Raw genomic sequence first — 19,079 nt, forward strand, 5'->3', positions numbered from 1 at the left:
GCGTCCCTGCGGGCCGTTCGCAGCCTGCGGCAGCGGCTACAGGGTGGTGGTCAGGGCGCTGCTCAGGTCAGGGTGATAGTTCTGCGAGCCGATGGCGTGCAGGATGCCGACCCGCTCAAGCTTGGTGTGGACCTTGAGGTTGGCTTCGCACAGCTTCACCACAATCGCGCGCTTGTGCAGTTGGCCTATCACTTCCTCCAGCATCTGCAAGCCCGTGATGTCCATGAAAGGCACGTGTCTCAGGCGAATGATCAGCACCCGCGGGTCGCTGTGGGTCTGCGCCAGCGCCCGCTCGAAAGTCTCCGCGGCACCAAAGAACAGCGGCCCCTCGATGGTGTAGATCAGCACGCCCGGTGGCAGATGCAGCTGGCCGTTGCCGTGCAGCTCGTGCTGCAGGTCCTGTTCCACCACCTGTTGCACCTCCACCGAGGAGGCCATGCGCCGCAGGAAATGCAGCATCGCCAGAATCACCCCGATATTCACCGCGATCACCAGGTCGCTGAATACCGTGAGGGTAAAGGTGGCCAGCAGAATCGCCACGTCCGCCCGGGGCGCCCGTTGCACCATGCGCTTGAAGTGGTGCAGCTCGCTCATGTTGTAGGCCACCACGAACAGGATCGCGGCCAGGGCGCACAGCGGGATATTGGCCGCCAGCGGCGCGAGAAACAGGATGATCAGCACCAGGACCAGCGCGTGGACGATGCCCGCCAGCGGGCTGCTGCCGCCGTTGCGGATATTGGTCGCGGTGCGGGCAATCGCGCCGGTGGCGGCGAATCCGCCGAACAGCGGCGTGGCCAGGTTGGCGATGCCCTGGCCGATCAGTTCCTGGTTGGAGTCGTGGCGGGTGCCGGCCATGCCGTCGGCCACCACCGCCGAGAGCAGCGATTCGATGGCGCCGAGCATGGCGATGGCGAAGGCCGGGCCGATCAGATCCAGCACCCGGGGCAGGCTGATCTCGGGCAGCTGCAGCGCCGGCAAGCCCTGGGGAATGCCGCCGAAGGCACTGCCGATGGTGGCCACGCCGTCGAATTGGAACAGTGACTGCAGGGCCGTGGCCAGGGTCATGGCGACCAGGGGCGCGGGCAGGCGTTTGAGTTGCGCGACCCTGGGCACGCCCCACAACAGCGCCAGGCTGAGCAGGGCCAGCAGGGTGGTGGCCAGGTGCAGGTCGGGCAGGGCCTGCAACAGGTGCCAGAGCTTCTGGTGAAAGTGCTCGCCGCCGACGGCGGGCAGGCCGAAGAAGTCCTTCCACTGGCTGACCCAGATGATCACCCCGATCCCGGCGGTAAAGCCGAGTATCACCGGGTCCGGGATGAACTTGATCAGGGCCCCCAGGCGACTGATGCCCAGCAGGAACAGGATGATCCCGGCCATCATGGTCGCCAGTTGCAGGCCGTCGACCCCGTACTTGGCGGTGACACCGGCCAGAATCACGATAAAGGCCCCGGTGGGCCCGGCGATCTGCAAGCGGCTGCCGCCGAACAGCGACACCAGCAGGCCACCGACGATGGCGGTGTAGATCCCCTGTTCAGGCTTGACCCCGGAGGCGATGGCGAAGGCCATGGCCAACGGCAGCGCCACCACGCCGACAATCACCCCGGACACCAGGTTGCGGGCCCAGTGCGCGCGTCCCAGCAATCCGGCTTTCCACGCCTCGCGTATGGCAATCATGGCTCACTCCTGACGTCCGGCTTGCAGACCACGCAGCTCAATCATAGCCAAAGCCAGGGGACGCAGCCCATGGCCTGAATCAGTCTTTGCGCGGCATGCTTGGGGATCGAGGGGCGCAGTCCGCGGCGTTGGTGTTCCAGCCTCAGCTACGCTTCGTACGTTGCCTCAGTATCGACTGAGCAGTCAGGTTCCAGGCAGGGTACGGTGGTTAACAAAAGATAACGTGGCGTCGATTGTCAGACGTTTCTAAAGCCCGATAGGATAGGTCAGCTTCCGAAGGGGCTCTAGATTGCAGGTTTCAGGACGGTGTCCTGGATCCCATGCCCCGAACGGCGCCCTGTAAAGGTTGAACGACCTAACAATAATAAATGGGGGAAAGGTCTATGAGTGAGCCTGTCATGGGTGTGAGTTCCTGCCGCCCGCCGGCCTTGCGCAGATTTGCGTTGCTGGCTACAGCGCTCTCGCTGTTGGGGGTCGCCCTGTTGCCGGCCCCGGTCCAGGCCGCTGCGTCCGCGGCGGACACTGTCTATTCCACCGAATCGACCAAGGCCAGCAAGGGCCTGATGCTCGATGTCGTGCATGCCGGTTCGCGCCTGGTCGCCGTTGGCGATCGCGGGCACATTCTCTATTCCGACGACCAGGGCCAGACCTGGACCCAGGCCAAGGTACCGACCCGGCAGCTGCTGACCGCGGTGTACTTTGTCGACGCCAAGCACGGTTGGGCCGTCGGCCACGATGCCCAGGTGCTCGCCAGCGAAGACGGCGGCCTGACCTGGACCAAGCAATTCGAAGACCTCAAGCGCGAAGCGCCGCTGCTGGACCTGTGGTTCCAGGACACCAGCAACGGTTTTGCCGTGGGTGCCTACGGCGCGCTGCTGGCCACCACCGACGGCGGTAAAACTTGGGAAGACGCCAGCGACCGCCTGGACAACGAAGACCAGTACCACCTCAACGCCATTGCCGCAGTGAAGGATTCCGGCCTGTTCATCGTTGGCGAACAGGGCAGCATGTTCCGCTCCGCCGACTGGGGGCAGACCTGGGAACGCCTCGAAGGCCCTTATGAAGGTTCGTTCTTCGGCGTGATCGGCACCGCCCAGCCCGCCACGCTGCTGGCTTACGGCTTGCGCGGCAACCTCTATCGCTCCACCGATTTCGGCAGCACCTGGGAGCAGGTCGAGCTCAAGGCGGCCCGCGGCAGCCTGGAGTTCGGCCTGTCCGGCGCCACGCTGCTGGACGACGGTTCGCTGGTGATCGTCGGCAACGGCGGCAGCGTGGTGCGCAGCACCGACAACGGCTTGACCTTCAGCGTCTACAACCGTCCGGACCGGATCTCCCTGGCAGCGGTGACGGCGGCCGGCAATGGCAACCTGATTCTGGCGGGGCAGGGCGGTGTGCGCTCGACCTCGGCGAATGGCGCCGATCTCGGAAAATAATCAGGGCAAGCAAGCCGGGCCAAATAATAAGAAGGCGGGAACACTTCCATGAGCAGTCATCAAACCGACAAGGCGACGTTTCTCGAGCGTCTGATTTTCAACAACCGCCCGGCAGTGATCGTCATCTGCCTGCTGGTCAGCGTTTTCCTGTTCTGGCAGGCCACGCTGATCAAGCCGTCCACCAGCTTCGAAAAAATGATCCCGCTCGAGCATCCCTTCATCGAGAAGATGATGGAGCATCGCAACGACCTGGCGAACCTGGGCAACACCGTGCGCATCTCGGTGGAAGCCAAGGACGGTGACATCTTCACCAAGGAGTACATGGAGACGCTGCGGCAGATCCACGACGAGGTGTTCTACATTTCCGGCGTCGACCGCTCGGGCCTCAAGTCGCTGTGGAGCCCCAGCGTGCGCTGGACCGAAGTGACGGAGGAAGGCTTCGCCGGCGGCGAAGTGATCCCGCAGAGCTACAACGGCTCGGCCGACAGCCTCGACCTGCTGCGCAACAACGTGCTCAAGTCGGGCCAGGTCGGGCGCCTGGTGGCCAACGACTTCAAGTCGAGCATCGTCGACATCCCGCTGCTGGAGTCCTACCCGGACCCGCAGGACCAGGGCAAGCTGCTGGCCCTGGACTACCAGAAGTTCTCCCACGAGCTTGAGGAAAAGATCCGCGACAAGTTCGAGGCGCAGAACCCCAATGTGAAGATTCATATCGTCGGTTTCGCCAAGAAGGTCGGCGACCTGATCGACGGCCTGATCATGGTGGTGATGTTCTTCGGCGTCGCCTTCCTGATCACCCTGGTGCTGCTGTACTGGTTCACCTGGTGCATCCGCAGCACCATCGCCGTGCTCATCACCACCCTGGTGGCGGTGGTCTGGCAGCTGGGCCTGATGCATGCCGTGGGCTTTGGCCTCGATCCTTATTCGATGCTGGTGCCGTTCCTGATCTTCGCCATCGGTATTTCCCACGGGGTGCAGAAAATTAACGGTATCGCCCTGCAATCCAGCGGTGCCGACAATGCCCTGACCGCGGCCCGGCGCACCTTCCGCCAGCTGTTCCTGCCGGGGATGATCGCGATCCTCGCCGACGCCGTGGGCTTCATCACCCTGTTGATCATCGACATCGGGGTGATTCGCGAACTGGCCATCGGCGCGTCCATCGGCGTGGCGGTGATCGTGTTCACCAACCTGATCCTGCTGCCGGTGGCGATTTCCTATGTCGGCATCAGCAAGCGCGCGATCGAGCGCAGCAAGAAGGACGCCACCCGCGAGCACCCGTTCTGGCGCCTGCTGTCGAATTTCGCCAGCCCGAAAGTCGCCCCGGTATCGATCTTCCTGGCCCTGCTGGCCTTCGGTGGCGGCCTCTGGTACAGCCAGAACCTGAAGATCGGCGACCTCGACCAGGGCGCGCCGGAACTGCGTCCGGACTCGCGCTACAACAAGGACAACAACTTCATCATCAACAACTACTCCACCAGTTCCGACGTGCTGGTGGTGATGGTCAAGACCGCCTCCGAAGGCTGCTCGCGCTACGAAGCCATGGCGCCGATCGACGAGCTGATGTGGAAGATGCAGAACACCGAGGGCGTGCAGTCGGCGATTTCCCTGGTGACCGTGTCCAAGCAGATGATCAAGGGCATGAACGAGGGCAACCTGAAATGGGAAACCCTGTCGCGCAACCCGGATGTGCTGAACAACTCCATCGCCCGGGCCGACGGCCTGTACAACAACAACTGCTCGCTCGCGCCGGTGCTGATCTTCCTCAACGACCACAAGGCCGAGACCCTCGACCGCGCGGTGCATGCGGTGCAGGAGTTCGCCAAGGAGCACAACAAGGAGGGCCTGGAGTTCCTGCTGGCGGCGGGTAACGCCGGGATCGAGGCGGCCACCAACGAAGTGATCAAGCGCTCGGAACTGACCATCCTGGTGCTGGTGTACATCTGCGTGGCGGTGATGTGCATGATCACCTTCCGCTCCTGGGCGGCAACCCTGTGCATCGTCTTGCCGCTGGTGCTGACTTCGGTGCTGGGTAACGCGCTGATGGCGTTCATGGGTATTGGCGTCAAGGTCGCGACCTTGCCGGTGGTGGCGCTCGGGGTGGGGATCGGCGTGGACTACGGGATCTACATCTACAGCCGCCTGGAAAGCTTCCTGCGTGCCGGCCTGCCGTTGCAGGAAGCCTACTACCAGACCCTGAAATCCACCGGCAAGGCGGTGCTGTTCACCGGCCTGTGCCTGGCCATCGGCGTGGCTACCTGGATCTTCTCGGCCATCAAGTTCCAGGCCGACATGGGCCTGATGCTGACCTTCATGCTCCTGTGGAACATGTTCGGCGCGCTGTGGCTGCTGCCGGCGCTGGCGCGGTTCCTGATCAAGCCGGAGAAACTGGCGGGGCAGAAGGGCAACTCGCTGTTTGCCCACTAAGCTTCGAGGCATCAACCAAAACCGCGACCCAGGTCGCGGTTTTTTATTGCCCGTCTCCATGGCCTGTAGCCGCTGCCGAGCCCGCGAGGCTGCGATCGACCGGCACGGTCGCAGCGGTCTTCCGGGCCCAGGAGGGCCTTCGGCCCTGGCGCAGCCTGCGGCAGCGGCTACAGGGGGCAGTAGATGGCGAACTTTGCAATGCCACTACAGCCGCGCCGCGCTGGACCCGCTATCATGGCCGCTTTCCATTGCTGACTGACGACCATGACTGCCGCTACAGACACTTTGCTGACTGCCCTCCAAGCCTGCGACATGCTGGAAATCGATGGGCTGCATGCCTTCGACTTCACCCTTGATGACCAACAGCTGCTGATCGAATGCATGGACGGCCGCGCGGCCAAGCGCTGGAGTTTCAGCCTGGCCCAGGTCAACGCCGCGACCTTCGACGATACCCTGCAGAGCTGGACCATCGTCGGCGATTCCGGTGAGCACCGCCTGGTGTGCATGAGTGCTTTCAGTGCCCGTAACGATGAGGAGGATGAACATGAGGATGCGTAACTTCTGGCCACTGCTGATGGCTGGCAGTGTCGGCGCCATGGCCGTGCAGGCCGCGCCGGTCGAGACCCAGGAACTGCTGGTCGGTTCCTACACCCAGGGCCAGAGCGAAGGCATCTACCGCCTCAAGTTCGATGGCCGCACCGGCAAGATCGACGCCAAGCCGCTGCAGGTGGTCAAGAGCGCCAACCCGTCCTGGCTGACCCTGTCCAAGGACCAGAAGCAGCTGTTCGTGGTCAACGAGAACGGGCCGGGGCAAGCCGACCCGATCGGCCGGGTCAGCAGCTTCGGCATCGAAGCCAAGGGCCACAAGCTGAACCCGATCAACCAGGTGCAGAGCCTGGGCAACGAGCCGACGCATTCGAGCCTGAGCGGCGATGGCCGCTACCTGTTCGTCAGCAACTATTCGGTGGTCGAAGATCCGGGCGGCAGCCTCGCGGTAGTGCCGGTCAGCGCCGATGGCAAGCTGTCGCCGGTGGTCCAGCTCAGCAGCCACCCAGGCAGCCGGGTCAACCCCGAGCGCCAGGTGGCGGCCCACGTGCATTCGGTGGTGTCGTCGCCGGACGGCCAGTTCGTGTTCGCCAGCGACCTGGGCGCGGACAAGATCTTCGTCTACCGCTACGACCCCAAGGCCAACGTCGAACGCCCCCTGACCGCGGCCGAGCCGGCGTTCGTCGAGCTGCCGCCGGGCAGCGGCCCACGCCACCTGCTGTTCAGCGCCGATGGCAAGCACGCCTACCTGACCCTGGAAATGAGCGCCCAGGTGGTGATGTTCGATTACCAGGACGGCAAGCTGAGCCAGAAACAGATCCTCGACTTGACCAGTGGTGGCAAGGACAAGAAGGCGGCGGGCGCGCTGCATGCCTCGAAAGACGGCAAGTACCTGTACGTGAGCAACCGCGGCACGGCCAATCAGTTGCTGGTGTTCGCCATCGACGAAGCCACCGGCCAGCTCAAGGAGATCCAGCGCCGTTCGGTGGAGGGCGATCACCCTCGTGAGTTCAGCCTCGATCCGAGCAACAAGTACGTGCTGATCGGCAACCAGAAGAGCAACGAAATCGTGGTGATCGAGCGCGACGCCAAGACCGGTTTCCTCGGTAAGACCGTGCAGAAACTGCCGTTCGATTCACCCAGCGATATCAAGTTCCTGGTGCGTCAATAAGCCACAGGCCCCGGTTGACGGGGCCTGAGCCTTTCTATTAATGACGCTGATATCTGCTACTGCTGGAAAAGATTTCAACCCGCCAACCCTCGGGCGTAGTTTTGCTTCACGGCCCGGCGCATCAAGGCTTCCGGGCAAACAAGCCGACTGCATACGAGGGTTACCCAATGAACTTCAATCTCTTCTCCGTGATCGCCGCTTCCGCCATCTCCGCTACCGTGGCCCTGCCAGCCAGCGCCAACGTGGAAATCAGCGAGAAAAAATCCGCGACCAACACCTACACCCAGAAATACCTGCAACAGAGCGCCAACTTCTACGCCGCGCTGGATCACAAGATCCAACACTGAAATTCCCCGCAACGCCCAGGTATGCAGGAGCGAAGTCACTGGCTTCCCTGGATGGACTCGTTCATCCAGCGGACCGGCAGTGATGTCGCTCCTGCATCACCTGTATGCGACGTTTTCCCTCTTGCCAGGCAAATTAGCTTGGTAATGTCATATCGCCATATGTTTAAATTTGACGCTAATTAATTGACTCCTCCTTTCCAAGGATCGACAGCATGGCGATGCGTCTGGCAGTGGTTCTTCTGTTCCTTTATTCCACCCCGATTCTTTCGGCTGCCCAGCCCGTCGAAGGCGAGCCGGAAACCTCCCGCGAGCGCATGCTGACCCTGCTTGAGGATTGATTGGCCGCGGATTCACGATCAATCCAACTGATGGTGACTATGCACCGAGGTTGTTTCTGCGGCGGGCGCTTTTAACGGATTCTGTGGGCACGCAAATATGCCCACGGAGACCACCATGGCCCACTCGATCCTCACCTCTGCCAAGCGCGGCGCCTATGTCGCCATTGGCCTGTACCTGGCCATGGTCCTCCTGGTCAGCCTCTCGGCCCAGACCCCGTCGGCAGTGCAGCCGCCGATCCAGGTCGCTTACCCGGCCATCCAGTTCGAGCACCGCGCGCAAGCCGCCGAACACCCTGCGGATGCGGGAGTGGCGCTGCTATGAAAGGACGCAGGTTCTGGGTCATTGCCGTCCTGGCGTTCATGACCAATGGCGCGTCCTTGCTGGGGATAGGGCAGGGCTCGGCGGGCTCGCTGGCCCGGGCCATCGAATGCAATCACAACATCGCCCACAACATCGAAACCGCCAAGGCCCTGGGCCTGTTGGCCGGCAACCCGCCAGCCAAACCCAAGGCCGCGTTCTTCGGCCCGTTCAGCGTCGATTGCTCGGCGTTGCAGATGTGCAGTGTGCTGGCCTGATTCGAGGAACAACCCTGTAGCCGCTGCCGCAGGCTGCGATAGGTCCGAAGGACCTCCTGCGGTCGGGAGATCGCTACGCCCGTTCCGGTCGATCGCAGCCTTCGGCAGCGGCTACAAGGGCGGTTTGGCCATCACCTGGGTGAACAGCTCCGACTCCAGGAACCGCTGCAACCAGCGCTGCAAATGCCGGTAAGGCGTCTGCGCAAACCACTCGCGGTCGACATGGGCGAACTGCCGCACGAACGGCGCCAGAGCCATGTCCGCCAGGCTTGGATGATCCGCCAGCAGGTAATCGCGCTGGCTCAACAGTCCATCCAACTGCTGTAGAAATACTTCTCCCTGGCCGCGGTAATGCTCCATCGGCTGCTCGGGATAACGCTCGGCGTATTTGTAGCGATTGAGGTGCAGCTTGAACATCTGGTCGTTTTCCGCGATCAGCGCGTCGATCCGGTGCTGCGCCGGCCCATCGTCCTTCAAGAGCCAGTCCTGCGGATCGTGCTGGGCCAGGGCCCAGCGCATGATGTCCAGGCTTTCGTCGATCACCCGGCCGTCAACGCTGAGCACCGGCACCGTGCCCTTGGGCGACAGCGCCAGCATCGCCGCCGGCTTGGCCTTGAGGCTGACTTCGACGATCTCCAGCGGCACCCCGCTGTAGCGCAGCGCGAGGCGCGCACGCATGGCGTAGGGGCAGCGGCGGAACGAATACAACGTATTCATTTCACCTCCAGGGTACTCAGGCCGTTGCCCTGGCGCCGTACCTGGATCTGTACCGGGATCCGTTCGTGCATTTCCTGCACGTGGGAAATCACCGCCACCTTGCGCCCCTGGGCCTGCAAGCCGTCGAGGGCGTCCATCGCCAGTTGCAGGGATTCCGGATCGAGGCTGCCGAAGCCTTCGTCGATAAACAGCGATTCGATCTTCAGCGTGCTGGAAGCCATGGACGCCAGGCCCAGGGCCAGCGCCAGGGACACCAGGAAGGTCTCGCCGCCGGACAGCGAATGCACCGAGCGCAGTTCATCGCCCATTTCCGTGTCCATCACCAGCAGGCCGAGCATGCTGCCGCCGCGCTTGAGGCGATAGCGCCGCACCAGTTGGCGCAGTTGCGCGTTGGCGTGATGCACCAGCAGATCGAGGTTGTAGGCCTGGGCGATCTTGCGGAAGGTGTCGCCGCTGGCCGAACCGATCAAGGCATTGAGCCGCGCCCAGCGCTGCCATTCGCTGTAGGCCTGGGCGATCTGTTCGCCCAGCGCCTGGTTGGCGTCTTGCCGACGCTGGTCCTCGGTCTGCTGGGCGCGCAGTTCGGCGCTCAGCTGTTCGCTGGCGGCCAGCTGGTTGTGCAGCTCGCCCAGGGCACTGGCCAGTTGTTCGGCGTCGAGCTGGCCGTCGTGCTGGGCCTGATGGCTGTGCAGGCGCTGCTCGCGTTCGGTGACCAGGACCCTGGCCTGTTCCACCGCCTTTTCGCGCTCTTGCAACTGCTGGCGCAGCGCGGCGACCTGCTGGTCGTCGAGGCTGAGCAATTGCTCCAGCGCGCCGTCGTCCAGCTCCGGGTGCTGCTGGCGCCAGTCGGCGATCTTGCTGCCCAGTTCCTGCTGCTCGGCCTCCAGGGCCAGCAGGCGCTCCTCCTTGCCTTGCAGTTCCGCGCCCAGCTGCACCAGCAGGCGGCGGACTTCCTGCAACTGCTGGTTGGCCAGCACCTCGGCGGCGCGCGCCTGTTCCACGGCCTGTTCCAGATGCTGCTGCCACTGCTCGGCACTGCTGTGTTCGCCCAGCAGTTGTGCGAGCTTGCTGCGGGCTGCTTGCTGTTGCTCGGCCAGGGTATTGAATTGTTCCTGGGCGGCTTGCAGTTGCTGCGCGCGGGTCTGCTGGCGGTCCTGTTCCTTGTCCAGGGCCAGCTGGCGCTGTTGCTGCTCTTGCGCTTCTTCCTTCTGCTGGTCGAGCTGCTCCAGGCGCTGCATGACCTGCTGGTCGATCTGCATGAACGTCGCGGCCGGGTCGTTGCGCAGGGCTTCGAGGGTATCGGCCGGCAGCAGGGTGGCGAAGGCCGACAGCTCTTCTTCCAGGCGCTGGCGATCCGCGCCCAGCTGCTGTTGCTGTTGGGTCAGGTGGTGCGTGGCCTCGTGGCTGGCTTCGATCGCTGCTTGCAGTTGCTGTTGCAGGCGCCCAGCGTCCTTTTGCAGTTTCAGCAGGGCGCCTTGGCGCTGTTCGTCCTGCTGGATGCTCTGGTTCAACTGGCTCAGTTGCTGGTTCAGCCAGGCATCGCGCTTGCCGGCATCCTGGTCGAGCAGCGCCGCCGACAACGGATGGGCTTCGATACTTGGCGCCAGGGCCTGCTGCTGGCTTGCCAGGTGTTCCTGTTGCTGGAGGAATTCCTTCTGCTGGGCGATCAGGCCGCCGACCTGGCTGCGCAGCTCGGCGAGTTTTTCCTTGAGTTCATCCACCGCCTTGCGCGCGTTGGCTTCTTCGCTTTCGTCGTGGCGACCCAGGCTCTGCAGCAGTGCCTCGGGCTGATGGTAGGGATGCTCGTGGCTGCCGCAGACCGGGCAGGGCTGATCGTCCTGCAACTGTTCGCGCAGCTCTTCGACACTGGCACTGCGTGCCAGGCGCTGGCGTTCCAGCAGTTGCTGGGTCACCGTCAGCGTCTGTTCGGCGACTGTCAGTTCGGCCTTGCTCTGCAGGCCGATCCGGTTCAGCTCTTCGCGCTGGCGCGCCGCGGCCTGCTGCTTGTCTGCCAGTTCCGCGCCACGTTTGTCCAGCTCCTGTTGGCTGGCCCACAGCCGCGCCAGTTCTTCGAAGGCGCGCTGTTGCTTGCGGTTGTCCTGCAGCAGGTCGCTGAGGATCTGCAACTGTTCGGCCACCGCGTGGGGCTCGGCGCCGGCTTCGCTGTACAGCACTTGCAGTTCATCGCGTTGCGCGGCCAGTTGCTGCGCGGCGCTGGCGGCCCGTTGTTGCAGGCCGGGCAGTTCTTCCTGGCCCTTGTTCAGCCGGTTGCCAGCCAGCATCAGCTGTTGCAGGCGATCGCGGTAGGCGTTCCAGGCATCGCTCAGCGGCGCCAGATGGGCGCTGTGTTCCAACTGTTCGGCAATCCGCTGCAAGCGTTCGCCCACCAGGCGCTGCTGTTCGAGCATGGCCTGGATCGCCTGCTGGCCTTGCTCGCTGGCCAGTTGCAGCTTGTCCTTGAGTGCGCCGGCTTCACCGCAGGTCTTGCCCAGGTGGGCGAGGGTGCTTTGCTCGGCAAAGGCCTCGCGCAGCAGCGGCGCGCTGGTGTTTTGCTGTTCCTGGGCGCCGAGCAGCGCGGCCTGGGCCGTGCTCAGTTGTTGCTCCAGTTCGCTTTGGCGTTGTTGCTCTGCGCCTTGTTGCTGACGCTGTTGCTGGATCTGTTCGCGCAACGGCGTCAGTTGCTGGTTCAGTTCCACCTGCCGGGCGAACTGATGGCGTTGCGGCGCCAGCTGCTCCAGGCGGGTCAGCCGGGTCCGTTCGCTGGCCAGGCCTTCCCAGGCCATTTGCGCCTGTTGCAGTTGCTCGGCGGCGCTCTGCTGCTGGTCTTGCAACTGCTGCAATTCCTTGAGCCAGCCGTGTTGCAGCTCCAGCTGCTTGAGCTGCGCCTGCTGGGCCTTGAGCTGCTGCTGGGCGGCATCGAAGCGCTGGTCCAGTTCGGCGCGGGCCTCGGGCTCCAGCGGGGTGATGCCGCTGGCCTGGGCCTTGAGGGTCTTGTGCTGTTCCTCGGCGTCCTTGCTTTTGCTGTAGGCGCGCCGCCCGAGCTGGCTGTAGATCGAGGTGTTGGTGAGCTTTTCCAGCAGCTCGCTGCGTTCCTTGTCGTCGGCCTTGAGAAAGGCGCTGAACTCGCTCTGGGCCAGCATCACCGCGCGGGTGAACTGCTCGAAGTTGAGCCCCAGCTTGGCTTCGATCAATTGCTCGTAGTCGCGCTTCTGGCTGGCCAACAGTTGGTTGCTGTCCAGGTCGTGCAGGCTCTGTTTGCTGGCCTGCAGCTTGCCGTTGGCCTTGTCCCGGGCGCGGTTGGTTTCCCAGCGGGCGCGGTAGCGATGGCCGTCGATGCCGACGAAGTCGACCTCGGCGTAACCGCTGCCGGTGCCGCGGCGCAGCAGGGTGCGCGGGTCGCTGGTGAGCATTTCGCTGTCGACCTCCGGCACCTTGGTTTCGCGGCCGATATTGTTCAGCCGCGGCACCGCGCCGAACAGCGCCAGGCACAGGGCGTCGAGCAGGGTGCTCTTGCCGGCGCCGGTGGGCCCGGTAATGGCGAACAGCCCGGCGCTGGCCAGGGGCTCGGCGGTGAAGTCGATTTCAAAGGGGCCGGCCAGGGAGGCCAGGTTCTTCAGGCGGATGGCAAGAATCTTCATGGCTGCTCCTCCTCGTGCTGCACTTCCTGGAGCAGTTGCGCGAAGTCCTTGAGGGTCTGTTCGTCCACCTCGCTGCCGTAGCTGTCCAGCCAGGCGCGGCTGAACAGGTCCTGCGGGCTGAGCTGGTCCAGCTCCACCAGTTGCGCGGCGCCGTCGTCGCCCTCGCGGCCGCCATGGCCGGCGTATTCGGCGGCTATGCGCACCAGGCGCACGGCCTTGCCCTGCAGGGCGCTTTCCACTTGCTGGCGCAGGTCCGGCTGCGGCTCGTCCAGGCGCACCCGCACTTCCAGCCAGGGCTGGCGCTGTTCTTCGGCCAGCAGGTCGATGTCCGGCAACTCGGCCAGTTGCAGCAGGATCTCCGCCAGCGGCGCCGGGCCCAGGCGTTGCAGGTTGACCGCCCGCGGGATCAGCCGCGGCTCGACGCTGACCAGGGTCTCGCCGTCGAGCTGGATATCGAGGATCTGGTGCTGGTAGCCGATCTCGGAGAACGACAGCGGAATCGGTGAGCCGCTGTAGCGGATGCGCTCCTCGCCATTGACCTTCTGCGGCTTGTGCAAATGCCCCAGGGCCACGTAACTGATGCTGGGGCCGAACAGACTGGCGGGCAGGGCCTCGGCGTTGCCGATGATCAGGCTGCGCTCGGAGTCTTCCGATACCGAGCCACCGGCCATATGCGCGTGGCTGATGGCGACCAGCGCCTGGCCCGGCTGGCGCTTGGCGTTGGCCGCGGCGATCAGCCATTCATGCACCTGGCCGATGCCCCGCAGGTAATCGTCGCCCAGGTGCGGCCCCGTGACTTCCGCCGGCCGCAGGAACGGCAGCGCCAGGCACCAACCGGCAATCGCGCCGCTGGCATCCGGCAACGGCAGCAACAGACGCTCGCTGTCCAACTGCCCATCATCCAGCCACAGCACCCGGCCCAGGGCATGGGTGCGCAGACGCCGCATCAAAGGCGCCGGCAACTCGATGCGCGAACCTGAGTCATGGTTGCCGGCGATCATCACAATGGTCAGGCCGGGCTGCTGTTCATGGGCGCTGACAATAAAGTCATACAGCCGCTCCTGAGCTTTGACCGGCGGGTTGACCGTGTCGAAGATATCGCCGGCAATCAGCAGCACATCAGGGCTGTGCAGCGCCAGCTGACGCAACAGCCATTCAAGAAAGCAGGCATGCTCGAAATCGCGCTCCTGGCCATGGAGGTTCTGCCCCAGGTGCCAGTCGGAGGTGTGAAACAGACGCAAGGCAAACTCCGCAAACAATCAGGTGAGCCGCAGGGAAGAGGAGAGCGGCGTGAGGGGGGAGAGTTTACTGGCAAATGGGGTGGGGGGTTTGGTTGGATGCCGAATAGCGGTGCCGTTTGGCGATAGTCAAAAGTTGGCGTTCGGCAAGATAGCTCTTGAGTCATGGGGCGACGCTTGCGCTGCTTGGTCGCCAAATAACTTTAGGTTTAAAGTCAACTTCAAGGTCAATGTTTTTTTGGGTGGGAATATGAGAATTGGCGAACTGGCGAAAATCAGCGGATTGGCGCCTTCACGCATCCGCTTCTACGAAGCGAGAGGCCTGATCAGATCCGTCGAGCGCAAAGCCAATGGGTATCGGGACTACGCACCTGACACCGAGTGGGTCCTGGAGATCATCACCGGGGCACAGGCGGCAGGTTTTTCGCTGGAGGAGATCCGCCAGTTACTGCCGATGAATGCCAACGGATGGCGGCATGAAGAGTTGCTGAGTGGGCTCAAGCGCAAGGTCGAGGAAATCGAAATCCTCCAGCAACGGCTGGCCCAGAATAAAGCCCAGCTACTGCTTGTGATCGAGGGTGTCGAGAGTAAGCCCGAGGGCATGGGCTGTGCGGACAACACGCAGTTGTTATTGCATCGTCTGCGCGAAGAGGGGGTGGCGCCCGCTTCAGGCCGCCGTAATGGTGCGTCTTCCAAGTAACACGCAACCTGTCAGGCTGATAAGGCCTGACAGGCTTAAAAAGCCATGATCCTTTGATCAGTGCATGCCAACCAGGGTAACGAGTGGTTTTGGCGCGTAGAGCGCGCTTTGGAACGCTGGCACATATTCGTACTTCAGCATTTTCCCAAATTGAGCTTCTTCGCGGTGAAGGACACGTCCACCTGGCCGGTCTGGCTGTCGGTAATGTCATAGACCACCGAGGTAGCCTCTTCTTTTCGGTCAATGCCCGTCAGCCATTTCGGCAGGTTATAACCGACAACGCCGCGAACCCTGGCAAGCTCGGCACTGAACTTTAAGGTCAAGTGCCGTGAGCTGGCTTTTTTCGTTGGTTTTCAGCGTGCCGTTTGCAATGGCTCAGCGAGTTTTATTGCCCGCCGAGAGCAAGGCCATCACGGCTTCAGCCACGGCCCTGGGTGACTGAGGGTTCTGCCCCGTCACCAGGCGTCCATCGGTGATGGCAAATGGGGTGAATGGCAACCAGGCCTTGCGGTAACGCGCACCCTGGCCGACCAGCCTGTCCTCGAGGAAGAAGGGAACCTGGTTCTTCATGCCCGAAAGCAGCTCTTCGCGATTTGAGAAACCGGTGATGTTCCTGTTCTTGATCAGTGCCTGGCCTTGCTCATCCTTGAGATCCACCAGTCCCGCCACGCCATGGCAGACGGCTGAGACGATGCCGCCCTGGTTGTAGATCTTTTCGGCGACACGACGCAGGTCCGGGTTTTCGGGAAAGTCCCACATGACGCCGTGGCCCCCCGTGAAATAGATGACGCTGAACCGGGAGGGATCGATGTCGGCGATCGGTATCGTGTTGTTCAGGCGAGCGCGAAACGCCGGTGACTGCAAATGCTCACGGGCGGCCTTGTCCATATAGAGCCAACCGAGGCTGCGCTCGTCCAGTGGAACCGCTCCGCCCTTGGGGCTGGCAAAAACCGTCGTATAACCGGCGGCCTCGACGACATCCGTGAAATGCGTCAGCTCGGTCAACCACAGCCCCGTGGTGTCGGTGCGTGAGGGATAGCTGGCGTGGTTGGTCATGATCACCAGTATCTGGCGATCCTTCGGCATTGCAGTGGAAGGGTTGGTTTCAGCATTTGCAAAAGTCATGAATACACCGCCTATCAATACCAACGCACAAGAAACAAGGGTCTTCAACATCATCCGGGCTCCGACTGTCATGCAGTGCCAGTCATGCTCACCTTAAACCATGCTTTAAGGTCAATACCCACATTTCCAAAAAGCTTCCATTGGCGCTGGCGCGCTTCTGCTTGACTCTAAACCTGACTTCAACGTTAGCGTCTGGCGCCGATTGGGCAAGAGCGCACTTAACCATCCAGTCAGGAGCCACAGCATGAGCCAGCAAGACCACCCCGTGACGCAGATGAAATGGATGATCTATGGCGCCTACGGGTATACCGGCGAGCTGATCGCCCGCGAAGCCGTCAAGCGTGGGCTCAGGCCGGTGCTGGCGGGGCGCAGCCGCGGCAGGATCGAACCCTTGGCCCGGGAGCTGGGGCTTGAGGCACGTATTTTCGGGCTGGATGACGAGGTGCGACTGCTGGCACAGATCAAGGGGCTTGGCTTGGTTCTGCATTGCGCGGGGCCGTTTTCGGCGACCGCCGCACCAATGATGGACGCTTGCCTGCGGGCCCATTCGCACTACCTGGACATCACTGGCGAGATCGCCGTGTTCGAGCATGCCCAGTCCCTGCATGAGCGTGCGCAAGCGGCGGGCGTGGTGATGTGCCCCGGCGTCGGCTTCGACGTGATCCCCACCGACTGCGTCGCCGCCGCACTCAAGGCCGCGCTGCCGGATGCAACGCACCTGGCCTTGGGGTTCGATTCGCGCTCCAGCTTGTCGCCGGGCACCGCCAAGACTTCGATCGAAGGCCTGGCCCAGGGCGGCAAGGTACGTCGCGAGGGGAAAATCGTGTCTGTACCCTTGGCCTATCGGGTGCGTCGTATCGACTTTGGCGCTGGAGAGAAGCTTGCCATGAGCATTCCCTGGGGGGACGTTTCCACGGCCTATCACACCACCGGCATTGCCAATATCGAGGTGTTCGTGCCGGGCTCCGCCGGCATGATTCGCGGCGCCAGGTTCGCCAACTTCATTCGCCCGCTGCTGGGCTTGTCGTTCGTGCAGAAGCGGCTCAAGGCACACATCGGCAAGACCGTGATCGGCCCGGATGACGAAAAGCGCGCCGATCAGGGCACCTATGTCTGGGGCGAAGCCCGTAACGCTCGCGGCGATTGCAAGGTGGCGCGCGTGCACACCACCAATGTCTACAGTCTGACGGTCTACGGTGCGCTGACGGTGGTCGACTACCTGTTACAGGCGCGCCCGGCTGGCGGTGCCTACACGCCTGCGAGGTTGCTGGGCGCCGATCTGGTGACGCGCTTGCCAGGATCGGGCGCCTTGAACATCGAATAGGTGGTGTCCGATGAAACTGTCGGATGAAGTTGAAAAAAGCTATTGACCTTCAAGTTCACTTCAAACTTAGGCTGGCCCCAGTCAAATGAGGGACTGCCCATGAATGTGTTCGACACCCTGATGCTCCCCAATGGTTCGACCATCAAGAACCGCGTCGCCAAAGCCGCCATGGAAGAGAACATGGCGGACGCCGACCAGGCGCCCTCCGAAGAACTGATGCGCCTGTATCAGGCGTGGGCCGATGGTGGCGCCGGGCTGATAATCACAGGCAACGTGATGGTCGATGGCCGCGCCATGACCGGGCCGGGCGGCGTGGTGCTGCAGGATGACCAGCAACTGGACAAGTTCAGGCGCTGGGCACGGATCGGTCGATCCGGCGGTGCGCAGTTCTGGCTGCAGATCAATCATCCCGGCCGCCAGATGCGGGCAAGCCTTGGGCAGAAGACCTGGGCACCGTCAGCCATACCGCTGAACCTGGGCAAAATGTCCAAGCACTTCGCCACGCCCCACGCGATGACCCCCAGCGTGATCGAAGAGGTTATCCAGCGCTTCGCACGGGCTGCGCGCCTCGGTGAAGAGGCCGGTTTCACCGGCGTGGAAATCCACGCGGCCCATGGCTATCTGTTGAGCCAGTTCCTGTCGCCGCTGACCAATCAGAGAACGGACGAGTGGGGCGGCTCCCTGGAAAACCGGGCACGCCTGCTGCTTGAGATTGTCACGGCGGTACGGGCCGTGGTTTCCCCAGGCTTTGCGGTGGCGGTCAAACTCAACTCGGCCGATTTCCAACGTGGCGGATTCACCGCCGATGACGCGAAAAAGGTGGTTGAGCTGCTCAACGACCTGGGTGTGGATCTGGTCGAGTTATCCGGTGGCAGCTACGAAGTGCCGGCCATGCAAGGCGAGGCGCGCGATGGTCGCACTCTGGCGCGTGAGGCCTATTTCGTCGAGTTTGCCCGTGACATCCAGACCGTCGCCAGGATGCCGGTGATGGTCACCGGTGGCGTACGCCGGCGTCCCATTGCCGAAATGGTCGTCAAGAGTGGCGTGGACATGGTCGGTATCGGAACGGCCCTGGCCATCGATCCCTACCTGCCGCGTGATTGGCTTCTGGGTAAAGACAATGCACCGCAATTGCCACCGATCACCTGGAAAAACAAGGTCATCGCGTCCTTGGCCAACATGGCGGTCGTCAAGTTTCAGCTGCGCAAACTCAGCCAGGACAAAAAGCCCTATCCAGGCGTGTCACCATTACGCGCGCTGCTCTTGCAACAGCTCGCCAATGCCTGTCGCACTCGCCAATACCGGCGGTGGATAGAACAGCGTTCGGCGTGATTCGATGCCCATTTCAACCGCAAAGGCTCAAGGGTGAAATCCACTTTGGCGAGTGACTGACAGCGTCTGCTTTTGGCCGAACGCAGGCTGTCAGTCCCGCTCACACCCGCGCCAGCAGTAGCAAATACATCCTTTCAAGCAGATTCCTGCACTCCCACCATGCGGCACACAGCCCACGTTGTTCATATTGCTCGAACAGTTCAAAGCGCTCCAGGCGCAATCCGGTAGTGCGCAGGGCCAGGCAGTCGGCTAAGGCCAGCCGGGACAGGCTGGCATCTAACACAGGGTAGGTCTGGCTCGACTGAATCAGCCACCCCAACTCAGTTTGCTCGGCATTGCAAAACAACAACTGGCAATTCGCGTTCAGCTCTCGGTCGAGAATCGAGTTCAGTCGCTCACGCAAGAGCTCGGCTGGCTGGAGTGCGCTGCCCTTCAAATGGGTGACAAGCAGAAATCGGGCGCTGGAGGTGATGATCAAAATTGGCGGCCTGCCTCGACG

General features: G+C 62.8%; 17 protein-coding genes and 1 pseudogene. 11 read left to right on the top strand and 7 right to left on the bottom strand.

What is annotated here, in order from left to right; genetic code table 11:
- Positions 1–36: 36 nt before the first annotated feature.
- Positions 37–1,671, bottom strand: a complete 1,635-nt coding sequence (locus tag AC3RCP_RS14595) for a SulP family inorganic anion transporter (protein ID WP_124320656.1) — start codon at positions 1,669–1,671, stop codon at positions 37–39.
- A 383-nt stretch (positions 1,672–2,054) separates the two neighbouring features.
- Here AC3RCP_RS14595 and AC3RCP_RS14600 point away from each other — a divergent pair, with 383 nt between their 5' ends.
- The 8 genes from AC3RCP_RS14600 to AC3RCP_RS14635 all read left to right on the top strand — a co-directional run bounded on the left by AC3RCP_RS14600 (position 2,055) and on the right by AC3RCP_RS14635 (position 8,506).
- The gene (locus tag AC3RCP_RS14600; RefSeq protein WP_492570167.1) at positions 2,055–3,104 is read left to right on the top strand and encodes a WD40/YVTN/BNR-like repeat-containing protein; all 1,050 of its coding nucleotides are present in this window, start codon (positions 2,055–2,057) and stop codon (positions 3,102–3,104) included.
- Positions 3,105–3,152: 48 nt separating this feature from the next.
- Positions 3,153–5,528, top strand: a complete 2,376-nt coding sequence (locus AC3RCP_RS14605; protein ID WP_253363909.1) for an efflux RND transporter permease subunit — start codon at positions 3,153–3,155, stop codon at positions 5,526–5,528.
- Positions 5,529–5,792: 264 nt separating this feature from the next.
- On the top strand, positions 5,793–6,086 hold the full coding sequence (locus AC3RCP_RS14610) for a DUF5629 family protein (protein ID WP_016704661.1): 294 nt from the start codon (positions 5,793–5,795) through the stop codon (positions 6,084–6,086).
- Positions 6,073–7,245, top strand: coding sequence for a lactonase family protein (locus tag AC3RCP_RS14615; RefSeq protein WP_101337790.1), 1,173 nt, complete (start codon positions 6,073–6,075; stop codon positions 7,243–7,245). Before AC3RCP_RS14610 ends, AC3RCP_RS14615 begins: the two co-directional genes overlap by 14 nt.
- Positions 7,246–7,412: 167 nt before the next feature.
- The gene (locus AC3RCP_RS14620; protein ID WP_007923220.1) at positions 7,413–7,592 is read left to right on the top strand and encodes a hypothetical protein; all 180 of its coding nucleotides are present in this window, start codon (positions 7,413–7,415) and stop codon (positions 7,590–7,592) included.
- A gap of 212 nt (positions 7,593–7,804) precedes the next feature.
- Positions 7,805–7,930 carry a hypothetical protein gene (locus AC3RCP_RS14625; RefSeq protein WP_007923222.1) on the top strand — a complete coding sequence of 42 codons (126 nt, stop codon included), beginning with the start codon at positions 7,805–7,807 and terminating at the stop codon, positions 7,928–7,930.
- A 115-nt stretch (positions 7,931–8,045) separates the two neighbouring features.
- The gene (locus tag AC3RCP_RS14630) at positions 8,046–8,252 is read left to right on the top strand and encodes a hypothetical protein (protein WP_007923224.1); all 207 of its coding nucleotides are present in this window, start codon (positions 8,046–8,048) and stop codon (positions 8,250–8,252) included.
- Complete coding sequence (locus tag AC3RCP_RS14635) at positions 8,249–8,506, top strand: hypothetical protein (protein ID WP_009043616.1); 258 nt, start codon at positions 8,249–8,251, stop codon at positions 8,504–8,506. The genes AC3RCP_RS14630 and AC3RCP_RS14635 overlap by 4 nt, the downstream gene beginning before the upstream one ends.
- Before the next feature lie 111 nt (positions 8,507–8,617).
- Here the strand turns inward: AC3RCP_RS14635 and AC3RCP_RS14640 are convergent, their stop codons facing one another.
- Genes AC3RCP_RS14640 through AC3RCP_RS14650 form a run of 3 tightly spaced genes read right to left on the bottom strand, consistent with a single transcriptional unit; the run spans position 8,618 to position 14,102 of the window.
- On the bottom strand, positions 8,618–9,223 hold the full coding sequence (locus AC3RCP_RS14640; protein WP_101337791.1) for a glutathione S-transferase: 606 nt from the start codon (positions 9,221–9,223) through the stop codon (positions 8,618–8,620).
- Positions 9,220–12,861 carry an AAA family ATPase gene (locus AC3RCP_RS14645; protein ID WP_492570171.1) on the bottom strand — a complete coding sequence of 1,214 codons (3,642 nt, stop codon included), beginning with the start codon at positions 12,859–12,861 and terminating at the stop codon, positions 9,220–9,222. The genes AC3RCP_RS14640 and AC3RCP_RS14645 overlap by 4 nt, the downstream gene beginning before the upstream one ends.
- Entirely contained in the window at positions 12,858–14,102 is a 1,245-nt protein-coding gene (locus tag AC3RCP_RS14650) for an exonuclease SbcCD subunit D C-terminal domain-containing protein (RefSeq protein WP_062825713.1), read from the bottom strand. Before AC3RCP_RS14650 ends, AC3RCP_RS14645 begins: the two co-directional genes overlap by 4 nt.
- Positions 14,103–14,349: 247 nt before the next feature.
- Here AC3RCP_RS14650 and AC3RCP_RS14655 point away from each other — a divergent pair, with 247 nt between their 5' ends.
- Complete coding sequence (locus AC3RCP_RS14655) at positions 14,350–14,799, top strand: MerR family transcriptional regulator (RefSeq protein ID WP_101339425.1); 450 nt, start codon at positions 14,350–14,352, stop codon at positions 14,797–14,799.
- A 57-nt stretch (positions 14,800–14,856) separates the two neighbouring features.
- Here AC3RCP_RS14655 and AC3RCP_RS14660 read toward each other — a convergent pair.
- Both AC3RCP_RS14660 and AC3RCP_RS14665 read right to left on the bottom strand, forming a co-directional pair.
- A pseudogene (locus tag AC3RCP_RS14660) lies at positions 14,857–15,122 on the bottom strand (acetoacetate decarboxylase (ADC)); the annotation flags it as partial.
- A gap of 52 nt (positions 15,123–15,174) precedes the next feature.
- Positions 15,175–15,978: a type 1 glutamine amidotransferase domain-containing protein gene (locus tag AC3RCP_RS14665; protein ID WP_101339426.1), complete on the bottom strand. Its 804-nt coding sequence runs from the start codon at positions 15,976–15,978 to the stop codon at positions 15,175–15,177.
- 190 nt (positions 15,979–16,168) lie between these two features.
- Here AC3RCP_RS14665 and AC3RCP_RS14670 point away from each other — a divergent pair, with 190 nt between their 5' ends.
- Together AC3RCP_RS14670 and AC3RCP_RS14675 are read left to right on the top strand one after the other, a co-directional pair.
- Positions 16,169–17,248, top strand: coding sequence for a saccharopine dehydrogenase family protein (locus AC3RCP_RS14670; protein WP_101337793.1), 1,080 nt, complete (start codon positions 16,169–16,171; stop codon positions 17,246–17,248).
- A 99-nt stretch (positions 17,249–17,347) separates the two neighbouring features.
- A complete protein-coding gene (locus AC3RCP_RS14675; RefSeq protein ID WP_492570174.1) occupies positions 17,348–18,580 on the top strand; it encodes an NADH:flavin oxidoreductase/NADH oxidase family protein in 1,233 nt (410 codons plus the stop codon).
- A gap of 100 nt (positions 18,581–18,680) precedes the next feature.
- On the opposite strand, the gene AC3RCP_RS14680 is transcribed toward AC3RCP_RS14675, so the two are convergent.
- Entirely contained in the window at positions 18,681–19,058 is a 378-nt protein-coding gene (locus tag AC3RCP_RS14680; RefSeq protein WP_492570175.1) for a hypothetical protein, read from the bottom strand.
- Positions 19,059–19,079 lie beyond the last annotated feature (21 nt).

It is taken from the genome of Pseudomonas sp. GW822-FHT05A08 (genome assembly GCF_058800485.1).